The organism is Amycolatopsis sp. PS_44_ISF1 (genome assembly GCF_032335455.1).
Lineage (GTDB): Bacteria > Actinomycetota > Actinomycetes > Mycobacteriales > Pseudonocardiaceae > Amycolatopsis.
Window position 1 is genome coordinate 2,659,256 of the sequence record NZ_JANUXO010000002.1, and the last position, 20,830, is coordinate 2,680,085.

Here is a 20,830-nt window from a genome sequence, read left to right on the forward strand (position 1 = left end):
CGGGCGGCTCGGTGACTTCTGCAGGCCCGGTGACTTCTGTGGGCACCGCCGGGGGTTACCGGGTCGCCCCGGCGAAGCTTGAAGCGGCGGCGGCCGAACTCGGCGGACGGGCGGGCACGCTCGCCACGGCGCAGAAAGCCGTGGCGGGCGAGAAGGTGGAGGCGGCCGCGTTCGGCCGGGTGTCCGCTTCGGCCGCCGCGGCGGCGACGTTCGCGAAGACGATGGCCGAGCTGGGCGAGAAGATCGACGAGCAGGTCAGGCGCGCCCAGACCCTCCGGAACGGGCTGACCGCGGCCGCGGCCGGGTACCGCCGGGCCGACGAGCAGGTGGCCGCGATGTACCGCGCCCTGCTGCCCGAAGCCCCCTTGCCGAAGGCGGGCACTCCCGCCGGGGCCGCGACGAGCGGGGCGTGGGCGGGCGCGATCAGGGCCAACCGCGCCAAGGTGTCCGACGCCCTCACCGCCGAGCAGGACCGGCTCGAGCAGCTCCAGGCCACCGGTGCGGACACCCGGGCCATCGCCGCTTCGCAGCGCAAGATCGCGCTGTACCAGGACATCCTGGCCACCAACCGGCAGATCCTGCGGTTCGACCCGGCCGGCAACGGGCGGATCGCCGAGCTGGTCGGGAACATCGAGCCGGGCACCCGCAACGTCGGGTTGTTCGTACCCGGGGTGAACACCCGGATGGACACCTTCCAGGGTTACGCCGACCTCGGCCGCAGCCTGATCGCCGCGGACCCGGCCGGCCGCACGGCGATGGTGGTCTGGGCCGACGGCGTCTTCCCGCAGAACGCCGTCACCCACGGCCCCGAGGCGAGTTACGCGCAGGCCATGGCGCCCGGTCTCAAGTCCTTCGGCGACGAGCTGCGCAGTCAGGTCGACGCCCGGACCGGCGGCGGTGCCACGATCACCGCGATCGGCCACAGCTACGGCGGCGCCACCGTCGGGCTGGCCGATCAGCAGGGTCTCGCCGTCGACCGGGTGCTGCACGTGGAGTCGGCGGGCATGGGCCACGGCGTGTGGAGCCCGGCCGACCTGCCGGCGAGCCAGGCCGGGGTGCAGCGCTATTCGATGACCGCGCCGCTCGACCCGATCGTGGTCGCGCAGGGCAACGCCTGGGGCGCGGAGTGGACCGGCATCGGCCACGGCGCCGACCCGGACACCTTCCCCGGCGTCACCGACCTCGCCACCGGCCGGGACGCGGCCGGGGAAACGCAGTGGGGCCTTTCGGCGCACAGCGGGGTGCTGAAACCGGGTTCGGACTCGTGGGAGAACATCTACGGGGTGCTCACCGGCGGCCACCTGACCCCCGCGCCCGTGGCCCCGGCCCCGGAGGTGGTGCTTCCGTGATCACCCAAAGCCTGGCCGACCTGGCCGTCGACCTGACGGCCGTGATCGACGGTGTCGCGCGCGCGTTCGGCGAAGGCGCCGTGCGCACGGTCGAAGGCGAGCTGGACTGCGACCCGGCCGAGCCCGGCCGCCTCGTCTGCTGGCAGTACGGCGTGCGCCTGGAGCGGTGCGCCTCGGGCGAGCGGCGGCTGGCCGAAGCCGTGCTGCCGATGCTGGAGTCCGCGGGCTGGCAGGCCCGCGACCGCAGCAGCGCGACGGAGCTGATCGCGCGATTCAGCCGTGAGGGCGCGGATTTCACCGTGCACGTCGCGCGCGCGGGCGCGGGGGTCGCGATCGTGGGTTCGACCCGCTGCGTCGAAACGACCTGAGCGCGTCACCTCAGCCAGCGCAACGCGGCGTCGGCGCTGTCCTCGGGGCTGCGGTTGAAGGCGATGGCCGCGTCCGGCGCGTGCACCCGGACCAGGTTGACCACCTTCTCGAACAACTCCAGTAGCGGTTCGTGGCCCCGGATCCCGCCGCCGATGACCACGCAGGCGTACTCGCCGCCGTCCAGCGCCGCCTCGACCGTCGCTTCGGGATCCGCGTCGAGGGCCACCAGGCAGGTGTCGGCTTGGATGCCGTACGCCTCGAACCGGGCGTCGCCCCGCACCATCGCCGCCTGGACCGGCGCGGGATCCCACTCCTCCAGCCGGACCGGGTCGAGACCGATCACCAGCACTCGTCCCCGACGGACCATTTCCACGCCTTCCGTCCGTGCTGCGCGCCACCGACCGTCCCGCCTGGACGGCACCGGCCCGCCAGGATGACACAGTGCCCGAGGCCCTTCAAGAGCGCGGAATCCCCCGCCGGTGCGCACTCTCCGCGTCCGGTGCACCGGACGGGTGGACCGTCACCCCGTTCAGGAACCGAAGCGGGACGGCCGCCAAGCGCGGCGCTTCCCCCGCCGGACCGCGGCGACCACGAGCCCGGCCACGGCGGCGGCCACCACCCCGCCCAGCGCGATCAGGCCCGCGGCCAGGTCGGTGTCCGGGCGGGTGGGCGCGGGGGCCGGGACCACCGCGGGCAGCGAGACCGGGCGGACCGGCGCGCCCGGTCCGGGCACGTCGGCCGGCAGCGTGGAGGAAACCGCCGCATACGCGTCCAGCACGCCCCAGCCGCGGCGCGGGTCGTGCGCGCCGGACGGCGGCCGGGAGGCGGTCAGGGTCAGCCGGGTGACCACCTGGTCGCCGGTGAGGTTCGGATGGGCCGCGCGCACCAGCGCCGCGACCCCGGCCACGTAGGCCGCGGCCAGTCCGGGATCGGTGACCGGCCAGCGGTGCGCGACCGAGCCGCCGCCGCCCGCCGAAGTGCTCACCAGGTTCGCGCCCGGCGCGGCCACGCCGAGGTAGTCCCCGGTCTCGGTCTGCACGGGCTGGCCCGCCTGGTTGGTCGAGCCCACCGCGAGCACGCCGGAGGACGTGGTGGGGTAGGAGTGCGCGCCCTGCTGCGTCGCGGCCGCCGGGGACACGACCACCGCCCCGGCCGCCCGCGCGCGCTCCACCGCCGTGTCGAGGCCCGGGCTGTCGGAACCGGCCGGAACGGCGATCAGCAGCACGCCCGCGCCCCGGTTCAGCGCGGTGTCGATCGCGCCGGCCAGCGCTCCCGGGTCACCGCCGCCCTCGGCCGAGGAGCCGTTGCTTTCGGTGTAGCGCAGGGGAAGGATCTTCGCGGCCGGCGCGACACCGGTGAACGTGGTCGCGTCCGCCGGCTGCGCCCCGACGATCCCGGCGGCGATCGTGCCGCGGCCGTCGCAGTCCGAGGGTGCCGTCCCCGGGCCGCCGAGCACCTGCCCGGGCGCGAACTGCGCGTTCTGCCCGTCCACGCCGGTGCCGATCACGGCGACCACCTGGCCCTCGCCCCGCGAGAGCGGCCAGAGCCGCTGCGGGTCGACCAGTCGCTGCCCCCAGGGCACCGCGCCGGTGTAGGTGCCGGTCGGGTCGGCGCACTGGCCCAGCGCGCTCGCCGGCGCCGCGGTGACCGGCAGGCCCAGCGCCAGCAGTCCGGCCGCCGCAACCACTGCCTGCCACCTCACGGCCACGCCCCTCCCCGTCGGGATTTCCCTGCCAGCTCCCGGATCCTAGTGGAGGGGGCGCCGCGGGAACAGGCGTCAGCGCAGGTCCATCCCGAGGTCCAGCGCGGGTGAGGAGTGGGTCAGCCCGCCCACCGAGAGGTAGTCCACACCGGACTCGGCGTAGGCCCTACCACGGTCGAGGGTCAGCCCGCCAGAGGATTCCAGCCGCGTCTTCGGCGAAACCCGGTCACGGCGTTGCACCGCCTCCGCGCACTCCTGCGGGCTGAAGTTGTCCAGCAGCACCTCGTCCGCGTGCGCGGCCAGCGCCTCGTCCAGCTGGGCCAGGTCGTCGACCTCGACCTCGCACGCCAGTTCCGGCGCGTGCTCGCGGGCCGCGGCCAGCGCGGCGGTCACCGAACCGGCCGCGACCACGTGGTTGTCCTTGATCAGCACCGCGTCGCCGAGGCCGAACCGGTGGTTGACCCCGCCGCCGCAGCGGACCGCGTACTTCTCCAGCAGTCGCATCCCCGGCATCGTCTTGCGGGAGTCGCGGATGGCCGCACCGGTTCCGTCCACTTCGGACACCCAGGCCGCGGTCGCGGTGGCCACACCGGAGAGGTGGCACAGCAGGTTCAGCGCCGTGCGCTCCGCGGTGAGCAGCCCGCGCACCGGCCCGCGCACGACCAGCGCGGGCTCGCCCGGCGCCAGCCTCTCACCATCGGCGCGCCGGGCGACCACCTCGTAGTCCGCCCCCAGCACCGCGTCGAACACCGCCAGCACCACGGGGATCCCGGCGACCACCCCCGGAACCCGCGGGGTCAGCTCGGCCAGCGCCCGCGCCTCGGCCGGCACCGTGGCCGCCGTGGTGGCGTCCGGCCCGTACCGCAGGTCCTCGCCCAGCGCCGTGGTGACCACGCGGCGGACGTCGGCCGGCTCCAGCCCGGCTTCGACCAGCCCGCGTTCCACGGCCGCAGAGATCTCGTTCATGCCACACCTTCCAGGGGGATCTTCTCGGCCAGCACCGGCTGGCCGGACCGGCCGAGCCGGAGCAGCTGGCTGCGCCGGCGGCCCCGCTCGTCCCGTTCGGGGAAATCACTTCGCACGTGGCAGCCGCGTGATTCGGTGCGCCGGGCCGCCGCGGTGAGCAGGGCCTGCGCCACCACGGTGAGCGCGGCGTCCTCGACCGCGGCGTGAGTCCACAGCGGACAGTCCTGAGTGGACAGGTCGAGCGCCGAGCCGGCCGCGGCCAGCCCGTCGGCGTCGCGGCCGATGGCCGCGTACCGGCTCATCACCCGCTGCAGCACGTCCCGCTCGGCCGTCGGTGCCGCCACGCGGTCCGGCCACCGGCCGTGGGCCGGGTCGGGCAGCAGGCCGGCGGCCAGGTCCTCGGCCACGGCCTGGGCCGCCCGGTGCCCGACGACCAGCCCTTCGAGCAGGCTGTTGGACGCCAGCCGGTTCGCCCCGTGCAGCCCGGTGCGGGCCACCTCGCCGGCGGCGTACAGCCCGCGCACGCCGGACCGCCCGTCCACCGTGGTCACGATCCCGCCGCACGCGAAGTGCGCCGCGGGGGTCACCGGGATGGCGTCCCGCGCCGGGTCGATGCCCAGCTCGGCGCACGCGGCGAACACGGTCGGGAAGCGGCCGGCGAAGCCGGGGACGCCGGTGGCGTCGAGGAAGACGTGGTCGTCGACCCCGCCCGGCGCGAGCCCCATCCGCCGGGTGATCGCCGCCGAGACGACGTCGCGCGGGGCCAGGTCGCCCAGCGGGTGCACGCCGTGCATCACCGGCGCGCCCGCGCCGTCGGCGAGGGTCGCGCCCTCACCGCGGACGGCCTCGGTCACCAGCGGGCAGCGGCCGCGGGCCCCCGGCGTGTAGAGCACCGTCGGGTGGAACTGCACGAACTCGACGTCGGCCACGGTCGCGCCGGCCCGCAGCGCGAGCGCCAGCCCGTCGCCGGTGGCGATCTCCGGGTTGGACGTGGCCTGGTACAGCTGGCCGGACCCGCCGCTGGCCAGCAGCACCGCGGACGCCCGGACCACCCCGGACACGCCGTCGCGGTCCAGCACCGTCACCCCGGCCACCGCGCCCGACGGGGTGCGCAGCGCGTCCACTGCGATGTGGTGCTCCAGCACCGGCACCCGCCGCGTGCCCGCCTGGGCTACGAGCGAGCGCTCGACCTCCGCGCCGGTGGCGTCCCCGCCCGCGTGGATCACGCGAAACGCGCTGTGGCCGCCTTCACGGGTGCGCGCCAGACCCTCGGGCCCGGCGTCGAAGGTCGCGCCGCCCCGGCGAAGCCGCTCGACCGCGGCCGGTCCGCCGTCGAGGATCGAGCGCGCAGCCTGCTCGTCGCAGAGGCCGGCGCCCGCGGTGAAGGTGTCCTCGGCGTGCTTGGCGACCGAGTCGCCCCGGTCGTGCTCGCCCTCCAGGACCACCGCGACGCCGCCCTGCGCCCAGCGCGTGTTGCCGTCCGCGACCGCGGCCTTGGTGAGCACGAGCACGTGCAGCCCGAGTTCCTGGGCCCGCAACGCGGCCGTCAGCCCGGCCACCCCGCTGCCGACCACGACCAGGTCGGCGCGGGCCTCCCAGGCCGGAGTTTTCGCTTCCCAGGCATTAACCGGGGTGCTCATTCGCCGCCGCCCGGCTGCCCGATCTCGATCATCCGCTGCACCGAAGCGCGGGCCCTCGCCGCCGTTTCGAGGTCGACGTGCACCTCGTCCGCCCCCTCGCGCAGGCTCCGCAGCAGGGCCGCGGGGGTGATCATCTTCATGTACCGGCACGAGGCCCGGTCGTTCACCGCGCGGAAGTCGATCTCCGGCGCGGCCTTGCGCAGCTGGTGGATCATGCCGATCTCGGTGGCCACCAGCACCGACTTCGCCTCGGTGTCGCGCGCCGCGTGCACCATGTCGCCGGTGGAGAGGATCTTCACCCGCTCCGGGGCCACCGCGCCGGCCCCGGCCAGGTAGAGCGCCGAAGTCGCGCAGCCGCACTCGGGGTGGATGAACAGGTCGGCGTCGGGGTTCTCCTCGGCCCGCGCGGCCAGCTCGGCGCCGTTGATCCCGGCGTGCACGTGGCACTCCCCGGCCCAGACGCGCAGGTTCTCCCGGCCGGTCACCCGCTTGACGTGCGCGCCGAGGAACTGGTCCGGCAGGAAGAGGACCTCCTGCTCAGCGGGGATGGAGGCGACCACGTCGACCGCGTTGGAGGAGGTGCAGCAGATGTCGGTCTCGGCTTTCACCTCGGCCGTGGTGTTCACGTAGGAGACCACCACCGCGCCCGGGTGCTCGGCCTTCCACGCCCGCAGCTCGGCGCCGGTGATGGAGTCGGCGAGCGAGCAGCCGGCCCGCGCGTCGGGGATCAGCACCGTCTTGCCCGGGGCCAGGATCTTCGCCGTTTCGGCCATGAAGTGCACGCCGCAGAACACGATGGTGGAGGCGTCGCTGCTCGCCGCGATCCGGCTGAGCGCCAGGGAGTCGCCGGTGAAGTCGGCGATGTCCTGGATCTCCGGGACCTGGTAGTTGTGCGCCAGCAGCACCGCGTCGCGCTCGCGGGCCAGGGCGCGCACTTCGTCGGCCCATTCGGCGTTGGCCTCGATCCCGCCGTAGGGCGTGAGGTCTGCTCCGACCGTGATAGTCATGTCTGGCCCTCCTATGGACCCGCTGGACCGGTGGCTGGTTTTCGCCTTACAATCGAAAACCGTGCGAAGCCATATTAACACCCAGACCCCCCTGGCCCACGAGGTTCTGGGCGCGGTCCTCCAAGTGCGCTCGGACACACTGCGGGTGCTGCTGTGGCGCCGGGCGCTCGATCCGCACCTGGGCCGCTGGTCCCTGCCGGGCGGGCGGCTGCGCCCCGACGAGGACGTGGAGACCTCGGTCCGGCGCCAGCTCGCGGAGAAGGTCGACGTGCGCCGGCTCAAGCACGTGGAGCAGCTTTCGGTGTTCAGTGCACCGGACCGCGTGCCGGGCCCGCGGGTGGTGGCGACGGCGTTCCTCGGCCTGGTTCCCGCCGGCGTCGACCCCGAAGTACCCGAGGACACCGAATGGCACGACGTGGACCACCTGCCGCGAACCGCGTTCGACCACGAGGCGATCGTGTTGCGCGCGCGGGACCGGCTGCGCTCGAAACTGAGCTACACCAACCTCGGTTTCGCGCTGGCGCCGGAGGAGTTCACCGTCTCCGAACTGCGCGGGCTGTACTCCGCGGCGCTGGGCTACCAGGTCTCCGCGACGAACCTGCAGCGCGTGCTCTCCCGCCGCGGTCTGCTCGTGCCGACCGGCAACACGACGGCCCCCGGCCGGGCCGGGGGCCGTCCCGCCGCGCAATTCTCCTTCGCGGGCAAAGGGATGCAGGTCACCGATCCGTTCGCCGTGCTCAAGCCGCCCCCCGAGCGGTGACGGACTGCGAGCGGGCCCGGGTACCCGTACGGTGGACGCGTGACCGAGCCGGAGCAGACCCCCAGCGGGACGGCGACCCTGCCGTTGTTCCCGTTGCAGACCGTGCTGCTTCCCGGCACCCACCTGCCGCTGCACATCTTCGAGCCGCGCTACCGGCAGCTCATCGCGGATCTGGTCAGCGGCGGGGTGCCCGGCCGTGAGTTCGGCGTCGTCGCGCTCCGCGCCCCCCTGGTGCGTGAGGTGACCGGTTTGGACCACGTGTACGACGTCGGTTGCGGCACGGTGCTGCGCGAGGCCAAGCGCCTGCCCGACGGCCGCTACGACGTGGTCACCAAGGCCAGCCGGCGCTTCCGGCTGCGGGCGATCGACCACACGGCGGCGCCCTACCTGATCGGCGAGGTCGAGTGGCTGCCCGACGAGCTGACCCCGGCCGCGGCGACCGACCCCGCCGCCCGGCTGGCCGAAGTCGCCCGCGCGGCCCATGAGCGCTACTGCGAAGCCGCCTGGCACGCTGAAGACTGGCACGCCCCCGAGGACGACGTCGAGATCACCGAGCTGGCCTACCGCCTGGCCGCGGACTGCCTGCTGCCGATCGAGGACCGCCAGCTCCTGCTAGAGGAGACCAATCCGCTGCGCCGCCTGCGGATCGTCTGCCGTCTGCTCACCCGCGAGGCCGGGTTCCTCTCCACGCTGAGCGCCGTACCGCTGCCGCCCACCGAGCTGGCCGACTACACCAAGCCGGCCAACCTGAACTAGGCGTGTCCTTCAGCGCCAGGGGCAGCGTGGCCGGGTCGATCGTGTCTCGGTTTCACCGGGCGCCTCGGCGATCACCCGGCCCCGCAATGCGCCAGCTTCGAGGACACGCCTCAGGGCGAAACCCCGTACGGACCGGGGCGGTTCCCCCGGCTTCCCGAGCCCGGCTCAGCCGAGCCGGCGGCCGAGGTCTTCCCGGCCGTTCCAGGCCGTGAGCAGGGCGTACACCAGCGAGGTCATCAGCGGCGCGGCCAGCACCACCCAGGCGGACTCGATCCGGGGTGCCTGGAGCACCACCGCGCCCAGCGCCGGGGCACTGTCCACGGCGTACTTCGAGTTCACGAACGCCGACCCGAGCTGCGTGCCCAGCCAGGCGGCCAGCGCCGCCCCGCCCGCCGCGGCCACGAGGATCACCGGGCCGCGGCGCTCCCGCAGCAGCCACACCACGATGCCGATCAGCAGCCCGGTGGCGAGCGCGAGGAAGCCGTACACGGCCAGGTCGTCGAAGCGGTGCCAGCTCTCCAGCTCCAGCGGGGCGAGCTGGCCGTCGGCGGTCACCACGCGCACGCGCTCGGCCGGGGCCAGCAGCGACCACAGCCAGCCCAGGGGGATACCCAGCAGCCCGGCGGTCGAGAGCACGCTCACCGCGGGCAGCAGATCCGCCTTCACCACGACCTTGGACCGCAGCCGGTGCGGCGGGAAGAGCATCGGCACCGACCAGGCCTCGGCCACGCCGGACGAACGGTGTGCGGCCTTCCCCGCGGAATCGACCACCCCGGACTCCCTCCCCTGAGCTTGTGCGGACCGAGCGTAACCGGTGGCGGCCCGGAGGGTCACCCGCGGTCAGGTTCAGGCGTTCGCGGTCTCGCCGTGCCGGCTGCACCGCGCGGTCCAGCCGACCGGGGTCACCTGCACCACCAGCCGCCGCGCGCAGGGCCCGCAGTAGCGCGGCGGCTCCAGCTCGGTGCGCGGGTTGCGGCAGGCCGCGTGGTCCCGGCCCGCCTCCGACGCCTGTCCACAGTGGACGCAGTAGCCGGGGGGCTCAGAGGCTGTCACTGAGCGCCTTCACCGGCATCTTCAGCTCGTCGAGCATCTTCAGGTCGGCGGCGGCCGGACGGCCGAGGTTGGTCAGGTAGTTGCCGACGATGATCGCGTTGACCCCGCCGAGCATGCCCTGCTCCGCGCCCAGGTCGCCCAGCGTCAGCTCCCGGCCGCCGGCGAAGCGCAGCATCGTGCGCGGCAGGGCGAGCCGGAACGCCGCGACGGTGCGCAGCGCTTCCTTGCCCTCGACGACCTCGTAGTGCTCGTACGGCGTGCCCGGCTGCGGGATGAGGAAGTTCATCGGCACCTCGTGCGGGTTCAGCTCGGCCAGCTGCACCGCGAACTCGGCCCGCTGCTCGATCGTCTCCCCCATGCCGATGATGCCGCCGCAGCAGACCTCCATACCGGCCTCGGCGACCATCCGCAGGGTGTCCCAGCGCTCCTCCCAGGAGTGCGTGGTGACCACGTCGGGGAAGTGCGAGCGCGCCGTCTCGAGGTTGTGGTTGTAGCGGTGCACGCCCATCTCGACCAGCTCGTCGACCTGCTCCTGGGTGAGCATGCCGAGCGAGCAGGCGATCTGGATGTCGTTGCCGTCCTCGCGGATCGCGCGCACGCCCTCGCGCACCTGCGAGAGCAGCCGCCGGTCCGGTCCGCGCACGGCGGCCACGATGCAGAACTCGGTCGCGCCCGTCTCCCGGGTCTGGCGCGCGGCCTTGACCAGTCCGGGCACGTCCAGCCAGGCCGAGCGCACCGGCGAGGGGAAGCGGCCGGACTGCGAGCAGAAGTGGCAGTCCTCGGGGCAGCCGCCGGTCTTCAGGCTGATGATGCCTTCGACCTCCACCTCCGGCCCGCACCAGCGCACGCGGACCTCGTGGGCCAGTTGCAGCGCGTCGGTCAGCCGCTCGTCGGGCAGCCGCAGCACGGCCAGCACCTGCTGCTCCGACAGCCCCACGCCCCGGTCGAGGACCTGTTCGCGGGCGACGGCGAGCACGTCACCGATTTCGGTCTTCCCGGGGGCAGCGGTCACGACTTCTCCTCGTCCGTGGTGGTCTTCTCACCCGTCATCGTGCCCGAGCGCCCAGGGGCCGGGCTGCGACAACCGTCACTTCTGCGCGGACACGCTCCCCGCGAAGGTCTCGGGGTCGAACTCGCCGCCGAACCACGGCGAGAGCCCGTGGCGGGCCCGCTCGGCGAAGGTATCGCGGTCCGCCTCGCCCAGCCCGCCGGGCAGCACCCCCAGCAGCGGGGCGCCGGCCGCTTCCGGCAGGTCGCGCAGGTTCTCCACGGCGGCCAGGTCCGGCACCGCCGGCCAGGACCCGATCACCACCCCGGCCACGTTCAGGCCGCGCCGCGTGGCCACCTCGGCCGTCAGCGCCGTCGCGTTGAGCGTGCCGAGCCCGGCCTCGGCGACGACGACCAGCGGCGCGCCGAGCGCCCACGCGACGTCGGCGAGGCCGCTGCCGTCCGGGCCGAACCGGACGAGCAGCCCGCCCGCGCCCTCGACCAGCGTCAGTTCGTGCCCGGCGTTCAGCTCGCCGGCCGCGGACGCGATCTCGGCCGGCCCGAGCACCGGCTGCCCGCTGCGGCGCGCGGCCGCCTCCGGGGAGAGCGGATCCGGGTAGCGCCGCAGCTCACGGGTGGTCACACCGGGCCCGGCCAGGCGCTCGACCTCGGCGAGGTCACCCGGCTCGCCCGGGTCCACCCCGGTCTGGGCCGGTTTGAGCACGGCCACCCGCTGTCGCTGCCCCAGGGCCAGGGCCGCGATCGCCGCCGTGGTGATCGTCTTCCCGACACCGGTCCCGGTCCCCGTTATCACCAGCATGGTCACGGGCCACCAACTTAGTCGCCCCCGCCGCGGGCCCACCACGGCCCGGCCGAACCGTCAGTTCGCGGACCGGGCCACGGCCGGGGTGCCCGCGGCGAAGAACGCCCCGTCCTCCGCTCCGGCCAGCCAGACCTGCGCCGCGCCGACGTCGAAGTACAGCCCGGTGAGCACGAGGGCGCCGCTGTGCTCGGCCTCGGCGACCATCGGGTACTGGCGCAGGTGGTCGAGCTGCTGGAGCACGTTGTGCAGGGCGAGGCGGTCCGGCTCGCGGGCCGGCCGCTCGCCGTCCAGCGTGACCGGGCCCCGGCGGGTCTTGCTCGGCCCGGCGTGGCCGAGCCAGGTCTCCAGCGCCGTGCCCGGCGGCGGGCCTTCGGCCAGCGCCCCCATCGCCCCGCAGGCGGAGTGGCCGCAGACCACGATCTCGCGCACGCCGAGCACCCCCACGGCGAACTCCACCGCGGCGTTCATCGACGGGTCGGCCTGCGCGGGCGGCACCAGGTTCCCGATGTTGCGGATGGTGAACAGGTCGCCCGGGCCGCTGGTGGTGATCAGGTTCGGCACGATCCGGGAGTCGCCGCAGGTGATGAACATGGTGTGCGGGCGCTGGCCGTCGGCGAGTCCGCTGAGCGTCTCCCGCAGCAGCGGCGCGGCCCGGCGCTGGAACTCCGTGGTTCCGCGGCGCGTCGGGTGCGCGCACGGGCCGGACCCGTGGACGTCGGCCGCCTGCCAGTCCGACCACGGCGCGAGCCACCGCGGCACCGAGCCGGCCGCTCCGGTGCGCCGCAGCGTCGGGCTCCCCGCCCGGCCCTTGGCCAGCCACGGGTGGCCGACCTCGTCCACCACCACCGTGCCCCCGGCCCGTTCGTGCGCCTGCTGCCAGCTGACCAGGCTTTCGAACGAGGCGTGGTCGAGGTAGTCCACGATCAGCTCGAGGGTCACCGTCGTCCCCTCCGGGACGCTGCCGAGCACCTTGCTCAGCCGCGGCACGGACAGGAAGGTGAGCACGCCCTCCACCACCACGCGCCAGTGCTCCCCCTCGCGCTCGGCGCGGATGCCCGACCACACGGTGCGGCGCAGCATCAGCAGCAGGGCCAGCACGATCCCGGCGACCACGCCGGTGAGCAGGTCGAACACCACCACCCCGGCCAGCGTGACCAGGTACAGCACCAGGTCGCCGTGGCGGAGCACCTGCCTGAGGTGCCCGGGGTTGACCAGCTTGGCCCCGACGTGCACCAGCAGCCCGGCCAGCGCGGCCAGCGGGATGTTCTGGATCAGCCCGGCGAGCGCCACCACGAACAGCAGCACCCACACCCCGTGCAGCACGGCGGACGCGCGGGTCTGGGCCCCGGCGGCGACGTTGGTCGAGCTGCGCACGATCACGCCGGTCACCGGCAGTCCGCCGAGCGCGCCGGAGACCAGGTTGGCCGCGCCCTGGCCGACCAGCTCACGGTCGAGGTTGGCGCGGGGGCCGGTGTGCAGCTTGTCCACGGCGACCGCGGACAGCAGGCTCTCCACGCTCGCGATCAGCGCGATCGTCACGGCGGCGACGGCGACGTCCGCCCAGCCGCCTCCGGGCAGCTCGGGCGCGAAGCGGATCCGGAGCAGGTCGCCGGGCAGTTCCACGCGCGGCAGCGTCATCCCGGCGACCACGGAGACGACGGTGGCCAGCGCGATGGCGGCCAGCGGCCCCGGCACCTTCCGCACCGCGGCCGGGAGTCGCGGCCAGAGCAGCAGGACGGCGATGGTGAACAGGCCGATCACGGCCGCGGCGTCGTGGTGGGCGACGATCTGCGCGGGCAGCTCGGCGACGTTCTCGATCGCCGAGCTCTGCGCCTTGCCCCCGAGGATGACGTGCAGCTGGCCCAGCACGATCGTCACGCCGATGCCGGCCAGCATGCCGTGCACGATCGCGGGCGAGATGGCCAGCGCGGCGCGCGCGATCCGGCTGAGCCCGAGCAGCACCTGCAGCGCGCCGGCGGCCACCGTGATCAGGCAGGTCACCCGCCAGCCGAAGGTGTCGATGGTCTCGGCCATGATCACGGTCAGGCCGGCGGCGGGCCCGCTGACCTGCAGGGCGGACCCGCCCAGGGCGCCCGCGACCACACCCCCGACGACCGCGGCGATCAGCCCCGCGACGATGGGGGCCCCGGAGGCCAGCGCGATGCCCAGGGAGAGCGGGACAGCGACCAGGAACACCACCAGTGAGGCGGGTACGTCGTGACGCAGCACGGCAAGAGGTCTCATGCCGATCAGGAAACCGACCCCCGTGTGAAATGTCCGCTATGTCTAACTCGATGGAGTGAATTCGTATTGCATGGCCCACTATCAGGTTGCGCGATCAACCAAGGGATGGGAAAAGCCTCTCACCTACCGTGACAGACGTCGTTCAAGTGTCTCGTGAGCGGCCGGGCCGGTTCCCGGCCACTCACGAGACCCGTCAGGGCGTGAAGGCGCCCGTCGGCACGAAGTCGCGCCCGGCCCGGTCCAGCAGCGACACCTGGGCCGCACCGACGTCGAAGTACATGCCCGTGAGCGTCAGCTCGCCGCGATCCAGCGCCGCGGCGGCCACCGGGTACCGGCGCAGGTGCTCGAGCTGCTGCACGATGTTGTGCAACGCGAGCTGGTCGGCCTCGGCGGCCGGGCGGCGGCCGTCGAGCAGCAGCGGGGACCCGGTCGTGCGGCGGTGCAGCGACGGTTCGCCGTGGCGCAGCCAGCTACCCAGCCGGTCCAGCCCTTCGGGCGCCCGCCCGAGCAGCGCCTTCATCGCGCCGCACGAGGAGTGCCCGCACACCACGATCTCCGGCACCTTCAGCACGCCCACCGCGTACTCGATGGCCGCACCGACGGAGGAATCGGCGGGTTCGGAGGAGTCCGACACCGCGGGCACCAGGTTGCCGATGTTGCGGACGGTGAACAGGTCCCCCGGTCCGGAGGTGGTGATCAGGTTCGGCACGATCCGCGCGTCGCCGCAGGTGAGGAACAACGTGTGCGGTTGCTGGCCGTGCGCCAGCCCGCTGAGCGTGTCCCGCAGCAGCGGGGCCGTGCGGCGCTGGAACTCCGACGTCCCGCGGCCCAGCGGGGACCCGGTCCGCGGCCTGGGCACCACGGCGGTCCCGGCCTGCCACTGCGACCACGGCGCGAGCCACCGCGGCACCACCCGGGCGGCGGCGCTGCGCCGCACCGTGGGCTCCGCCGAGCCGCCGCGCTGGAACCACGGGTGCCCGATCTCGTCCACGGTCACCTGCCCACCCGCCCGGACGTGGGCCTGCCGCCAGTCGCCGAGGCAGACGAACGCCGCGTGGTCGAGGTAGTCCACCTGCAGTTCGAGGGTGACCTCGGCGCGCGGCGGTACCCGGCCGAGCACCTGGGTCAGGCGGGGCACGGACAGGAAGGTCAGCGCGCCCTCGATCACCACCCGCGCCCGGCCGTCCCCGGTCTCGACGTGGAAGCCGGAGTAGACCATCCGCCGCAGCATGAGCGCGAGCGCGAGCAGCACCCCGGCGGCCACCCCGGTCAGCAGGTTCACCGCGACCGCACCGGCCACCGTCACCGCGTACACCGCGAGGTCGCCGTGGCGCCGGATTTCCCGGAGCGCCGCCCCGTTCACCAGCTTCGCCCCGACGTGGACGAGCAGGCCCGCCAGCGCCGCGAGCGGGACGCGGGCCAGCACCCCGGTGAGCAGGAGGCCGAACGCGAGGATCCAGCAGCAGTGCAGGATGGCCGAAGCGCGGGTCCGGGCGCCCGCCTCGTAGTTGGTCGTGCTGCGCACGATCACCCCGGTCACCGGCAGCCCGCCGAGCGCGCCCGAGGCGAGGTTCGCCGCGCCCTGGCCGATCAGCTCGCGGTCGAGGTCGCTGCGCTCGCCGCCCCGCAGTTTGTCCACGGAAACGGCCGAGATCAGGCTTTCCAGGCTGGCGATCAGCGCGATGGTGACCACCGCGACGCCCACGCCCGCCCAGCCGCCCGAGGGCAGCCGCGGCACCAGGCCCAGCGGAGGCAGCGCGCCCGGCAGCTCGATCCGCGGCAGCGTCATACCGGTGGCCACCGAGAGCCCGGTGGCCACGGTGATCGCGGCGAGCGGGCCGGGCACCTTCCGCACCGCGGCGGGCAGCTTCGGCCAGGCCACGAGGACGGCGATGGTGAGCAGGCCGATCAGCACGGCCTGGTCGTGGTGGCCGGCGAACTGCCCGGGCAGCGCGAGCAGGTTGGCCACCGCGGAGCCCTGCGCCCGGCCGCCGAGCACCACGTGCAGCTGGCCGAGCACGATGGTCACGCCGATGCCCGCGAGCAGCCCGTGCACGACGGCGGGTGAGATGGCCAGCGCGGCGCGGGCCACGCGGGTGAGCCCGAACAGGATCTGGAGCAGCCCGGCGCCGACGGTGATGCCGCAGGTGACGGCCCAGCCGTGGCTGGCGATGGTGTCGGCGAGCACCACGGTCAACGCGGCCGAGGGACCGCTGACCTGCAGCGCGGACCCGCCGAGCAGGCTCGCGACCAGCCCGCCGACGACGGCGGAGACCAGTCCCGCGAGCAGCGGAGCGCCGGCGGCGAGCGCGATGCCGAGGGAGAGCGGCACGGCGACGAGGAAGACGACCAGTGAGGCCGGCAGGTCGTGGCGCAGGAGGTTCCGCGCGGTACGGGCGGTCCGGGGCGGGGGTCCGGTGTCGTGCTCTCCGCGAACGATCTCGATCATGCCGGTAGGAAAGCGGAAAACCGGCCAGAAGTCCGCTACGCGAGCGACCTTCGGATTCGCACACCAAGGCGTCAACCGGAGAAAACGGATATTCGTGGCCGAAATGCTCGATCGCGACCAGGAGGAACACCCCGATGGCGTGGCAGAACCCGGTTTTCCCTTCGTCATTCCACAACGGAGGGTGACGGCCGGCCCGAGCCCACGCCTTGGGGTGAATTCAGGCCTTCCCGGCCGCGGCGAGCATCGCGGTGGTGATCACGGCCAGGTCGTCGTCCCCGGTCACGTACGGCGGCATGGTGTAGATCAGGTCGCGGAACGGGCGCAGCCACGCGCCGTGGGCCGTCACCACCTCCGTCGCGACGCTCAGGTCCACTTCGTGATCCAGTTGCAGCACCCCGATCGCGCCGAGCACCCGGACGTCACGCACGCCCGGCAGCTCCCGCGCCGGCTCCAGGCCGGTCCGCAGGCCGGTCTCGATGCGGGCGACGTCGGCGGCCCAGGTCCCGTCGGCCAGCAGCCCGAGCGAGGCGTTCGCGACGGCGGAGGCCAGCGGGTTGCCCATGAACGTCGGCCCGTGCGCGAGCACCGGCAGCTCGCCCTGCGCGATGGCGCCCGCGACCTCGGGCGTGCACAGGGCCGCGGCCATCGTCAGGTACCCGCCGGTCAGCGCCTTGCCCAGGCACAGCACGTCGGGAGTCACCCCGGCGTGCTCCGCGGCGAACATCCGGCCCGTGCGGCCGAAACCGGTGGCGATCTCGTCGAACACCAGCAGCACGTCGTGCCGGCGCGTGAGCTCCCGCAGCGCGCGCAGGTATCCGGGGTGGTGGAAGCGCATCCCGCCGGCACCCTGCACCACGGGCTCCACGACCACCGCGGCCAACTCCCCGGCGTGGGCCTCCAGGGCCGCGTCGAGCTGGTCCACATAGGACTGCCGCGGCGGCGCGGCGAAACCCGCGGGCGGCTCGGGCACGAACACCTGCTCCGGCAGCACCCCGCGCCAGAGCGAGTGCATCCCACCGTCCGGGTCGCACACGCTCATCGGCGTGAACGTGTCGCCGTGGTAGCCGCCGCGCCAGGTCAGCAGCCGCCGTTTGGCCGGCCGCCCGAGGGAACGCTGGTACTGCAGGCACATCTTCACCGCGACCTCGATCGAGACCGAGCCGGAGTCGCACAGGAACACGTGCTCCAGGCCCTCGGGCGTGAGGTCGACCAGCGTGCCGGCCAGGGTGATCGCGGGCTCGTGGGTGAGCCCGCCGAACATCACGTGGCTCATCCGCCCGGCCTGCCCGATCAGCGCGGCGTCGAGCACCGGGTGCCGGTACCCGTGGATCGCCGCCCACCAGGACGACATGCCGTCGACCAGCTCCCGGCCGTCGGCCAGCTTCAGCCGCACCCCGCTCGCCTCGGCGACCAGCAGCGGCGCCACCCGCCCGGGCATCGGCGCGTACGGGTGCCAGACGTGGGCGGCGTCAAGGGCCAGCAGTTCGGCGGCGCGGTTCTCCACCCGCCGACCCTACGACGCCGGCTCAGCGCAGCACCACGGGCAGCTCCACCAACCCGTGCACCAGCGTGCTCTGCCGGTACCGCAACCGCTCCGGCTCGACGGCCAGCCGCAGCTCCGGGAAGCGGGCGATCAGCGCGCCCAGCGCGATCTCGGCCTCCAGCCGGGCCAGCGGGGCGCCGACGCAGTGGTGGATGCCGTGGCCGAACCCGACGTGCCCAGCCGCCCGGCGGGTGACCTCCAGCCGGTCCGGGTCCGGGAACCGCTGCGCGTCCCGGTTCGCGGCCAGCAGCGAGACCTGGACGAACTCCCCCGCCGGGATGGTCGTCTCGCCGACCTCGACCGGTTCGGTGGTGAAGCGCAGGGTCGCGATGTTGATCGGGCCGTCGAAGCGCAGGAACTCCTCGACCGCGCCGGGCATCAGGCCCGGGTCGGCCCGCAGCTTCGCCAGCTGCTCCGGCGCGCGCAGCAGGGCCAGCGTGGCGTTCGCGATCAGGTTCACCGTGGTCTCGTGCCCGGCGACCAGCAGGAGGAAGGCCATGGCGACCAGCTCCCCCTCGGTCAGCGAGTCACCCTCGTCGGTGGTCAGCACCAGGTCGGACAGCAGGTCCTCCCCCGGTTCGGCGCGCTTGCGCCCGACCAGCCCGACCAGGTACTCGTGCATCGCCTGCGAGGCCGGGCGCACGTCCTCCGGCGCGCCGGAGGACAGCAGCGTGGTGGACCAGCCGGTGAACTCGCCGCGGTCGGCCTCGCGGATGCCGAGCAGCTCGCAGATCACCGTGATCGGCACCGGTCCGGCGAACGCCGTGACCAGATCGGCCCGGTCGTGCACCGCCATCGCGTCGAGCAGCCCCGCGGTGATCTCCTCGATCCGCGGCCGCAGCCGGGCCACCGTGCGCGCGGTGAACGCCTTGTTGACCAGCTTGCGCAGCCGCGTGTGGTCCGGCGGATCGGCGCTGAGCATGTGCGCGCCGAGCGACTGGCCGAAGTCGGACATGCTGTGCTCGGGGCCGATCTTCGCGGTCATCAGCTCGTACGCGCCGTTCGCGTCCTTGCTCAGGCGCGGGTCGTTCAGCAGCGCCCGCGCGTCCTCGTACCCGGTCACCAGGTAGGACGGCGTACCGCGCGGCATGCTGACCGGACACACCCGGCCCCCGGCCCGCAACCGCTCCAGGGTGGCGTGGGTGCGCTGCATGAAGTCTTCGCCCGCCACGGAAAACGGCACTTCTTCTTCGACGGTCACGCGGCTCCTCATCGCCTCGGCTCGGTCTCGGCTCCGAAAACCACGGTACCGGGATCGGCTCGCCGCAGTGGCCCGCCAACTGTCTGCCCACCCCGGAGCTGTCGGCGGGCGCCCGGCCGCGAGGGGGCAGGATCACCGGTGTGCGCTACCGACCCATCTCCCCCTCCTCGCTGGTCACCGAGCTGACCGCCCGCATCGATGCGCTCGACCAGCGCCGGATCGCGGTCGCGGTGGACGGCGCCGACACCGCCGCCGGGACCGCCGAACTGGCCGACGCACTGGCCGGCCCGCTGCGCCTGCTGGGCCGCCCGGCCGTGCGGGTGCCGGCCCGCGGGTTCCTGCGCCCGGCGTCGCTGAGGTTCGAGCACGGCCGGCAGAACCCGGACGCGCGCTACTCCGACTGGCTCGACCTGGGCGGACTGCGCCGCGAGGTGCTGGACCCGCTGGCCGGAGGCGGCACCGGCGAGGTCCTGCCCGCCCTGTGGGACCCCGGGCGCGACCGCGCCACGCGGCTGCCGCGGGTGCCGGTGCCCGAACGCGGCGTGGTGCTGGTGGACGGCGAGTTCCTGCTGGGCGCCGGACTGGCCTTCGACCTGGTCGTGCACCTGTGGCTCTCGCCGCCCGCCCTGCGCCGGCGCGTGCCCGAGGAGTCCGCGTGGGCCCTCCCCGCCTACGCGCGGTACGAGGAGGAGGTCGGCCCCGGCACGCTGGCCGACGTCGTGGTCCGGGTGGACGACCCCCGCCACCCGGCGGTCTACGAGCCCGGGGCCTGACCGGGGCCGCGCGTCACCGCACCGAGGACACCGGCTCACCGTCGAGCAGTCCGGCGAGCCGGTCCGCCATCGTGTCCCAGCGCCAGTTCTCCTTGACCCAGGCGCGGCCCGCCTCGCCCATCCGGCGGGCCCGCACCGGGTCGGCCAGCAGCGCGGCGAGCGTTTCGCGGAGCTGCCCGACGTCGCGGCCGTCGACCACGTGCCCGGTCACCTCGTCCAGCACCGTTTCGGGGGCGCCGCCAGAGGTGCCCGCCACCACCGGCAGGCCGGTCGCCGAGGCCTCCAGGTAGACCAGGCCGAGGCCTTCCACGTCGAGGCCCTTGCCGCGGGTGCGCGCGGGCATCGCGAACACGTCACCGGCGTTGTAGTGCGCGGGCAGCTCGGACCACGGCACGGAGCCGGTGATCACCACCTGCCCGGACACGCCCAGCTCGGCCGCCAGCTCGGTCAGGCGCTTGCGGTACGGCCCGCCGCCGACGATCAGCAGCGCCGCGTCCGGCACGCGCTCGCGCAGCCCGGGCCACGCGCGGATCAGCATGTCCTGGCCCTTGCGCGGCACCAGCCGCGAAACGCAGACCACGGTCGGCCGGTCGCCGAGGCCGTGGCGGGCGCGGATCTCCTCCCGCGCGCCGGCGTCCGGGGCGAACAGCGTGGTGTCCACTCCGGACGGCAGCATTTCCAGTCCCGCCAACGGTCCGAAGGCCGCGGCGAAGCGCCGGCGCGTGTATTTGCTGACGTAGGTGAGCACGTCCGCCGTGTCGCCGATGCGCCGCAACGCCTGGCGCGAGCCCGGCAGCATCGACCAGCCGACTTCGTGCCCGTGCGTGGAGGCGACCACCCGGCGCGCACCGGCCTGTCGCAGCGGCTGCCCCAGCAGCGCGAGCGGCGCCGCAGCCCCGAACCACACGGCTTCGCAGTCCCTCGCGCGCATGATCTGCTTCGCGCGGCGCAGCACGTCGGGCGTCGGGAGCATCAGCGACGTCGGGTGGCGCACCACCTCGAACGGCGCGGCAGCGTCGAACTCGTCGTGCGAGCCGGACTTCCCCGCCCACGACGGGGCGTAGACGACCAGTTCGTCCGCGGGCAGGCGGGTGGCCAGCGAGTTGAGGTAGTTCTGGATCCCGCCGGGGCGCGGCGGGAAGTCGTTGGTCACGAGCAGCGTCCTCAGCACACTCCGAAGGCTACTGAGGTCCGCGGACGCGAAACGG

General features: G+C 74.2%; 19 protein-coding genes. 5 read left to right on the top strand and 14 right to left on the bottom strand.

Annotated elements, in window-relative coordinates:
• Positions 1-29 precede the first annotated feature (29 nt).
• Positions 30-1,349 carry an alpha/beta hydrolase gene (locus tag NYF13_RS26055; protein ID WP_315660267.1) on the top strand — a complete coding sequence of 440 codons (1,320 nt, stop codon included), beginning with the start codon at positions 30-32 and terminating at the stop codon, positions 1,347-1,349.
• Positions 1,346-1,717 (top strand): hypothetical protein, encoded by a 372-nt coding sequence (locus NYF13_RS26060; protein WP_315660268.1) that lies wholly within the window; start codon positions 1,346-1,348, stop codon positions 1,715-1,717. The genes NYF13_RS26055 and NYF13_RS26060 overlap by 4 nt, the downstream gene beginning before the upstream one ends.
• Positions 1,718-1,722: 5 nt before the next feature.
• Here NYF13_RS26060 and NYF13_RS26065 read toward each other — a convergent pair whose 3' ends face one another.
• From NYF13_RS26065 to nadA, 5 genes are all read right to left on the bottom strand, one after another.
• On the bottom strand, positions 1,723-2,085 hold the full coding sequence (locus NYF13_RS26065; protein ID WP_315660269.1) for a hypothetical protein: 363 nt from the start codon (positions 2,083-2,085) through the stop codon (positions 1,723-1,725).
• Between the two features lie 162 nt (positions 2,086-2,247).
• On the bottom strand, positions 2,248-3,405 hold the full coding sequence (locus NYF13_RS26070) for a S8 family serine peptidase (RefSeq protein ID WP_315660270.1): 1,158 nt from the start codon (positions 3,403-3,405) through the stop codon (positions 2,248-2,250).
• Positions 3,406-3,495: 90 nt separating this feature from the next.
• Positions 3,496-4,386 (bottom strand): carboxylating nicotinate-nucleotide diphosphorylase, encoded by an 891-nt coding sequence (nadC, locus tag NYF13_RS26075; RefSeq protein ID WP_315660271.1) that lies wholly within the window; start codon positions 4,384-4,386, stop codon positions 3,496-3,498.
• On the bottom strand, positions 4,383-6,026 hold the full coding sequence (locus tag NYF13_RS26080; protein WP_315660272.1) for an L-aspartate oxidase: 1,644 nt from the start codon (positions 6,024-6,026) through the stop codon (positions 4,383-4,385). Before NYF13_RS26080 ends, nadC begins: the two co-directional genes overlap by 4 nt.
• Positions 6,023-7,033 (bottom strand): quinolinate synthase NadA, encoded by a 1,011-nt coding sequence (nadA, locus tag NYF13_RS26085; RefSeq protein WP_315660273.1) that lies wholly within the window; start codon positions 7,031-7,033, stop codon positions 6,023-6,025. The genes NYF13_RS26080 and nadA overlap by 4 nt, the downstream gene beginning before the upstream one ends.
• 124 nt (positions 7,034-7,157) lie before the next feature.
• On the opposite strand from nadA, the gene NYF13_RS26090 reads away from it, so the two are divergent.
• Together NYF13_RS26090 and NYF13_RS26095 are read left to right on the top strand one after the other, a co-directional pair.
• Entirely contained in the window at positions 7,158-7,793 is a 636-nt protein-coding gene (locus NYF13_RS26090; protein WP_315660440.1) for an NUDIX domain-containing protein, read from the top strand.
• 39 nt (positions 7,794-7,832) lie between these two features.
• Entirely contained in the window at positions 7,833-8,549 is a 717-nt protein-coding gene (locus NYF13_RS26095; RefSeq protein WP_315660274.1) for an LON peptidase substrate-binding domain-containing protein, read from the top strand.
• 165 nt (positions 8,550-8,714) lie between these two features.
• Here the strand turns inward: NYF13_RS26095 and NYF13_RS26100 are convergent, their stop codons facing one another.
• The 8 genes from NYF13_RS26100 to NYF13_RS26135 all read right to left on the bottom strand — a co-directional run bounded on the left by NYF13_RS26100 (position 8,715) and on the right by NYF13_RS26135 (position 18,801).
• Complete coding sequence (locus NYF13_RS26100) at positions 8,715-9,320, bottom strand: DUF2567 domain-containing protein (RefSeq protein WP_315660275.1); 606 nt, start codon at positions 9,318-9,320, stop codon at positions 8,715-8,717.
• Positions 9,321-9,395: 75 nt separating this feature from the next.
• Positions 9,396-9,602, bottom strand: coding sequence for a hypothetical protein (locus tag NYF13_RS26105; RefSeq protein WP_315660276.1), 207 nt, complete (start codon positions 9,600-9,602; stop codon positions 9,396-9,398).
• A complete protein-coding gene (bioB, locus tag NYF13_RS26110) occupies positions 9,589-10,614 on the bottom strand; it encodes a biotin synthase BioB (protein ID WP_315660277.1) in 1,026 nt (341 codons plus the stop codon). Before bioB ends, NYF13_RS26105 begins: the two co-directional genes overlap by 14 nt.
• A 75-nt stretch (positions 10,615-10,689) precedes the next feature.
• Positions 10,690-11,409: a dethiobiotin synthase gene (gene bioD, locus NYF13_RS26115; RefSeq protein ID WP_315660441.1), complete on the bottom strand. Its 720-nt coding sequence runs from the start codon at positions 11,407-11,409 to the stop codon at positions 10,690-10,692.
• Between the two features lie 60 nt (positions 11,410-11,469).
• Positions 11,470-13,656, bottom strand: coding sequence for a bifunctional SulP family inorganic anion transporter/carbonic anhydrase (locus NYF13_RS26120; protein WP_315660278.1), 2,187 nt, complete (start codon positions 13,654-13,656; stop codon positions 11,470-11,472).
• Between the two features lie 193 nt (positions 13,657-13,849).
• A complete protein-coding gene (locus tag NYF13_RS26125) occupies positions 13,850-16,105 on the bottom strand; it encodes a SulP family inorganic anion transporter (RefSeq protein ID WP_315660279.1) in 2,256 nt (751 codons plus the stop codon).
• Between the two features lie 217 nt (positions 16,106-16,322).
• Positions 16,323-17,609 carry an adenosylmethionine--8-amino-7-oxononanoate transaminase gene (locus NYF13_RS26130; protein WP_315660280.1) on the bottom strand — a complete coding sequence of 429 codons (1,287 nt, stop codon included), beginning with the start codon at positions 17,607-17,609 and terminating at the stop codon, positions 16,323-16,325.
• Positions 17,610-17,631: 22 nt separating this feature from the next.
• On the bottom strand, positions 17,632-18,801 hold the full coding sequence (locus NYF13_RS26135) for a cytochrome P450 (RefSeq protein WP_315660442.1): 1,170 nt from the start codon (positions 18,799-18,801) through the stop codon (positions 17,632-17,634).
• 188 nt (positions 18,802-18,989) lie between these two features.
• Here NYF13_RS26135 and NYF13_RS26140 point away from each other — a divergent pair, with 188 nt between their 5' ends.
• The gene (locus NYF13_RS26140) at positions 18,990-19,622 is read left to right on the top strand and encodes a uridine kinase (RefSeq protein WP_315660281.1); all 633 of its coding nucleotides are present in this window, start codon (positions 18,990-18,992) and stop codon (positions 19,620-19,622) included.
• Between the two features lie 13 nt (positions 19,623-19,635).
• Here the strand turns inward: NYF13_RS26140 and NYF13_RS26145 are convergent, their stop codons facing one another.
• Positions 19,636-20,793 carry a glycosyltransferase family 4 protein gene (locus NYF13_RS26145; protein ID WP_315660282.1) on the bottom strand — a complete coding sequence of 386 codons (1,158 nt, stop codon included), beginning with the start codon at positions 20,791-20,793 and terminating at the stop codon, positions 19,636-19,638.
• Between the last annotated feature and the right edge of the window lie 37 nt (positions 20,794-20,830).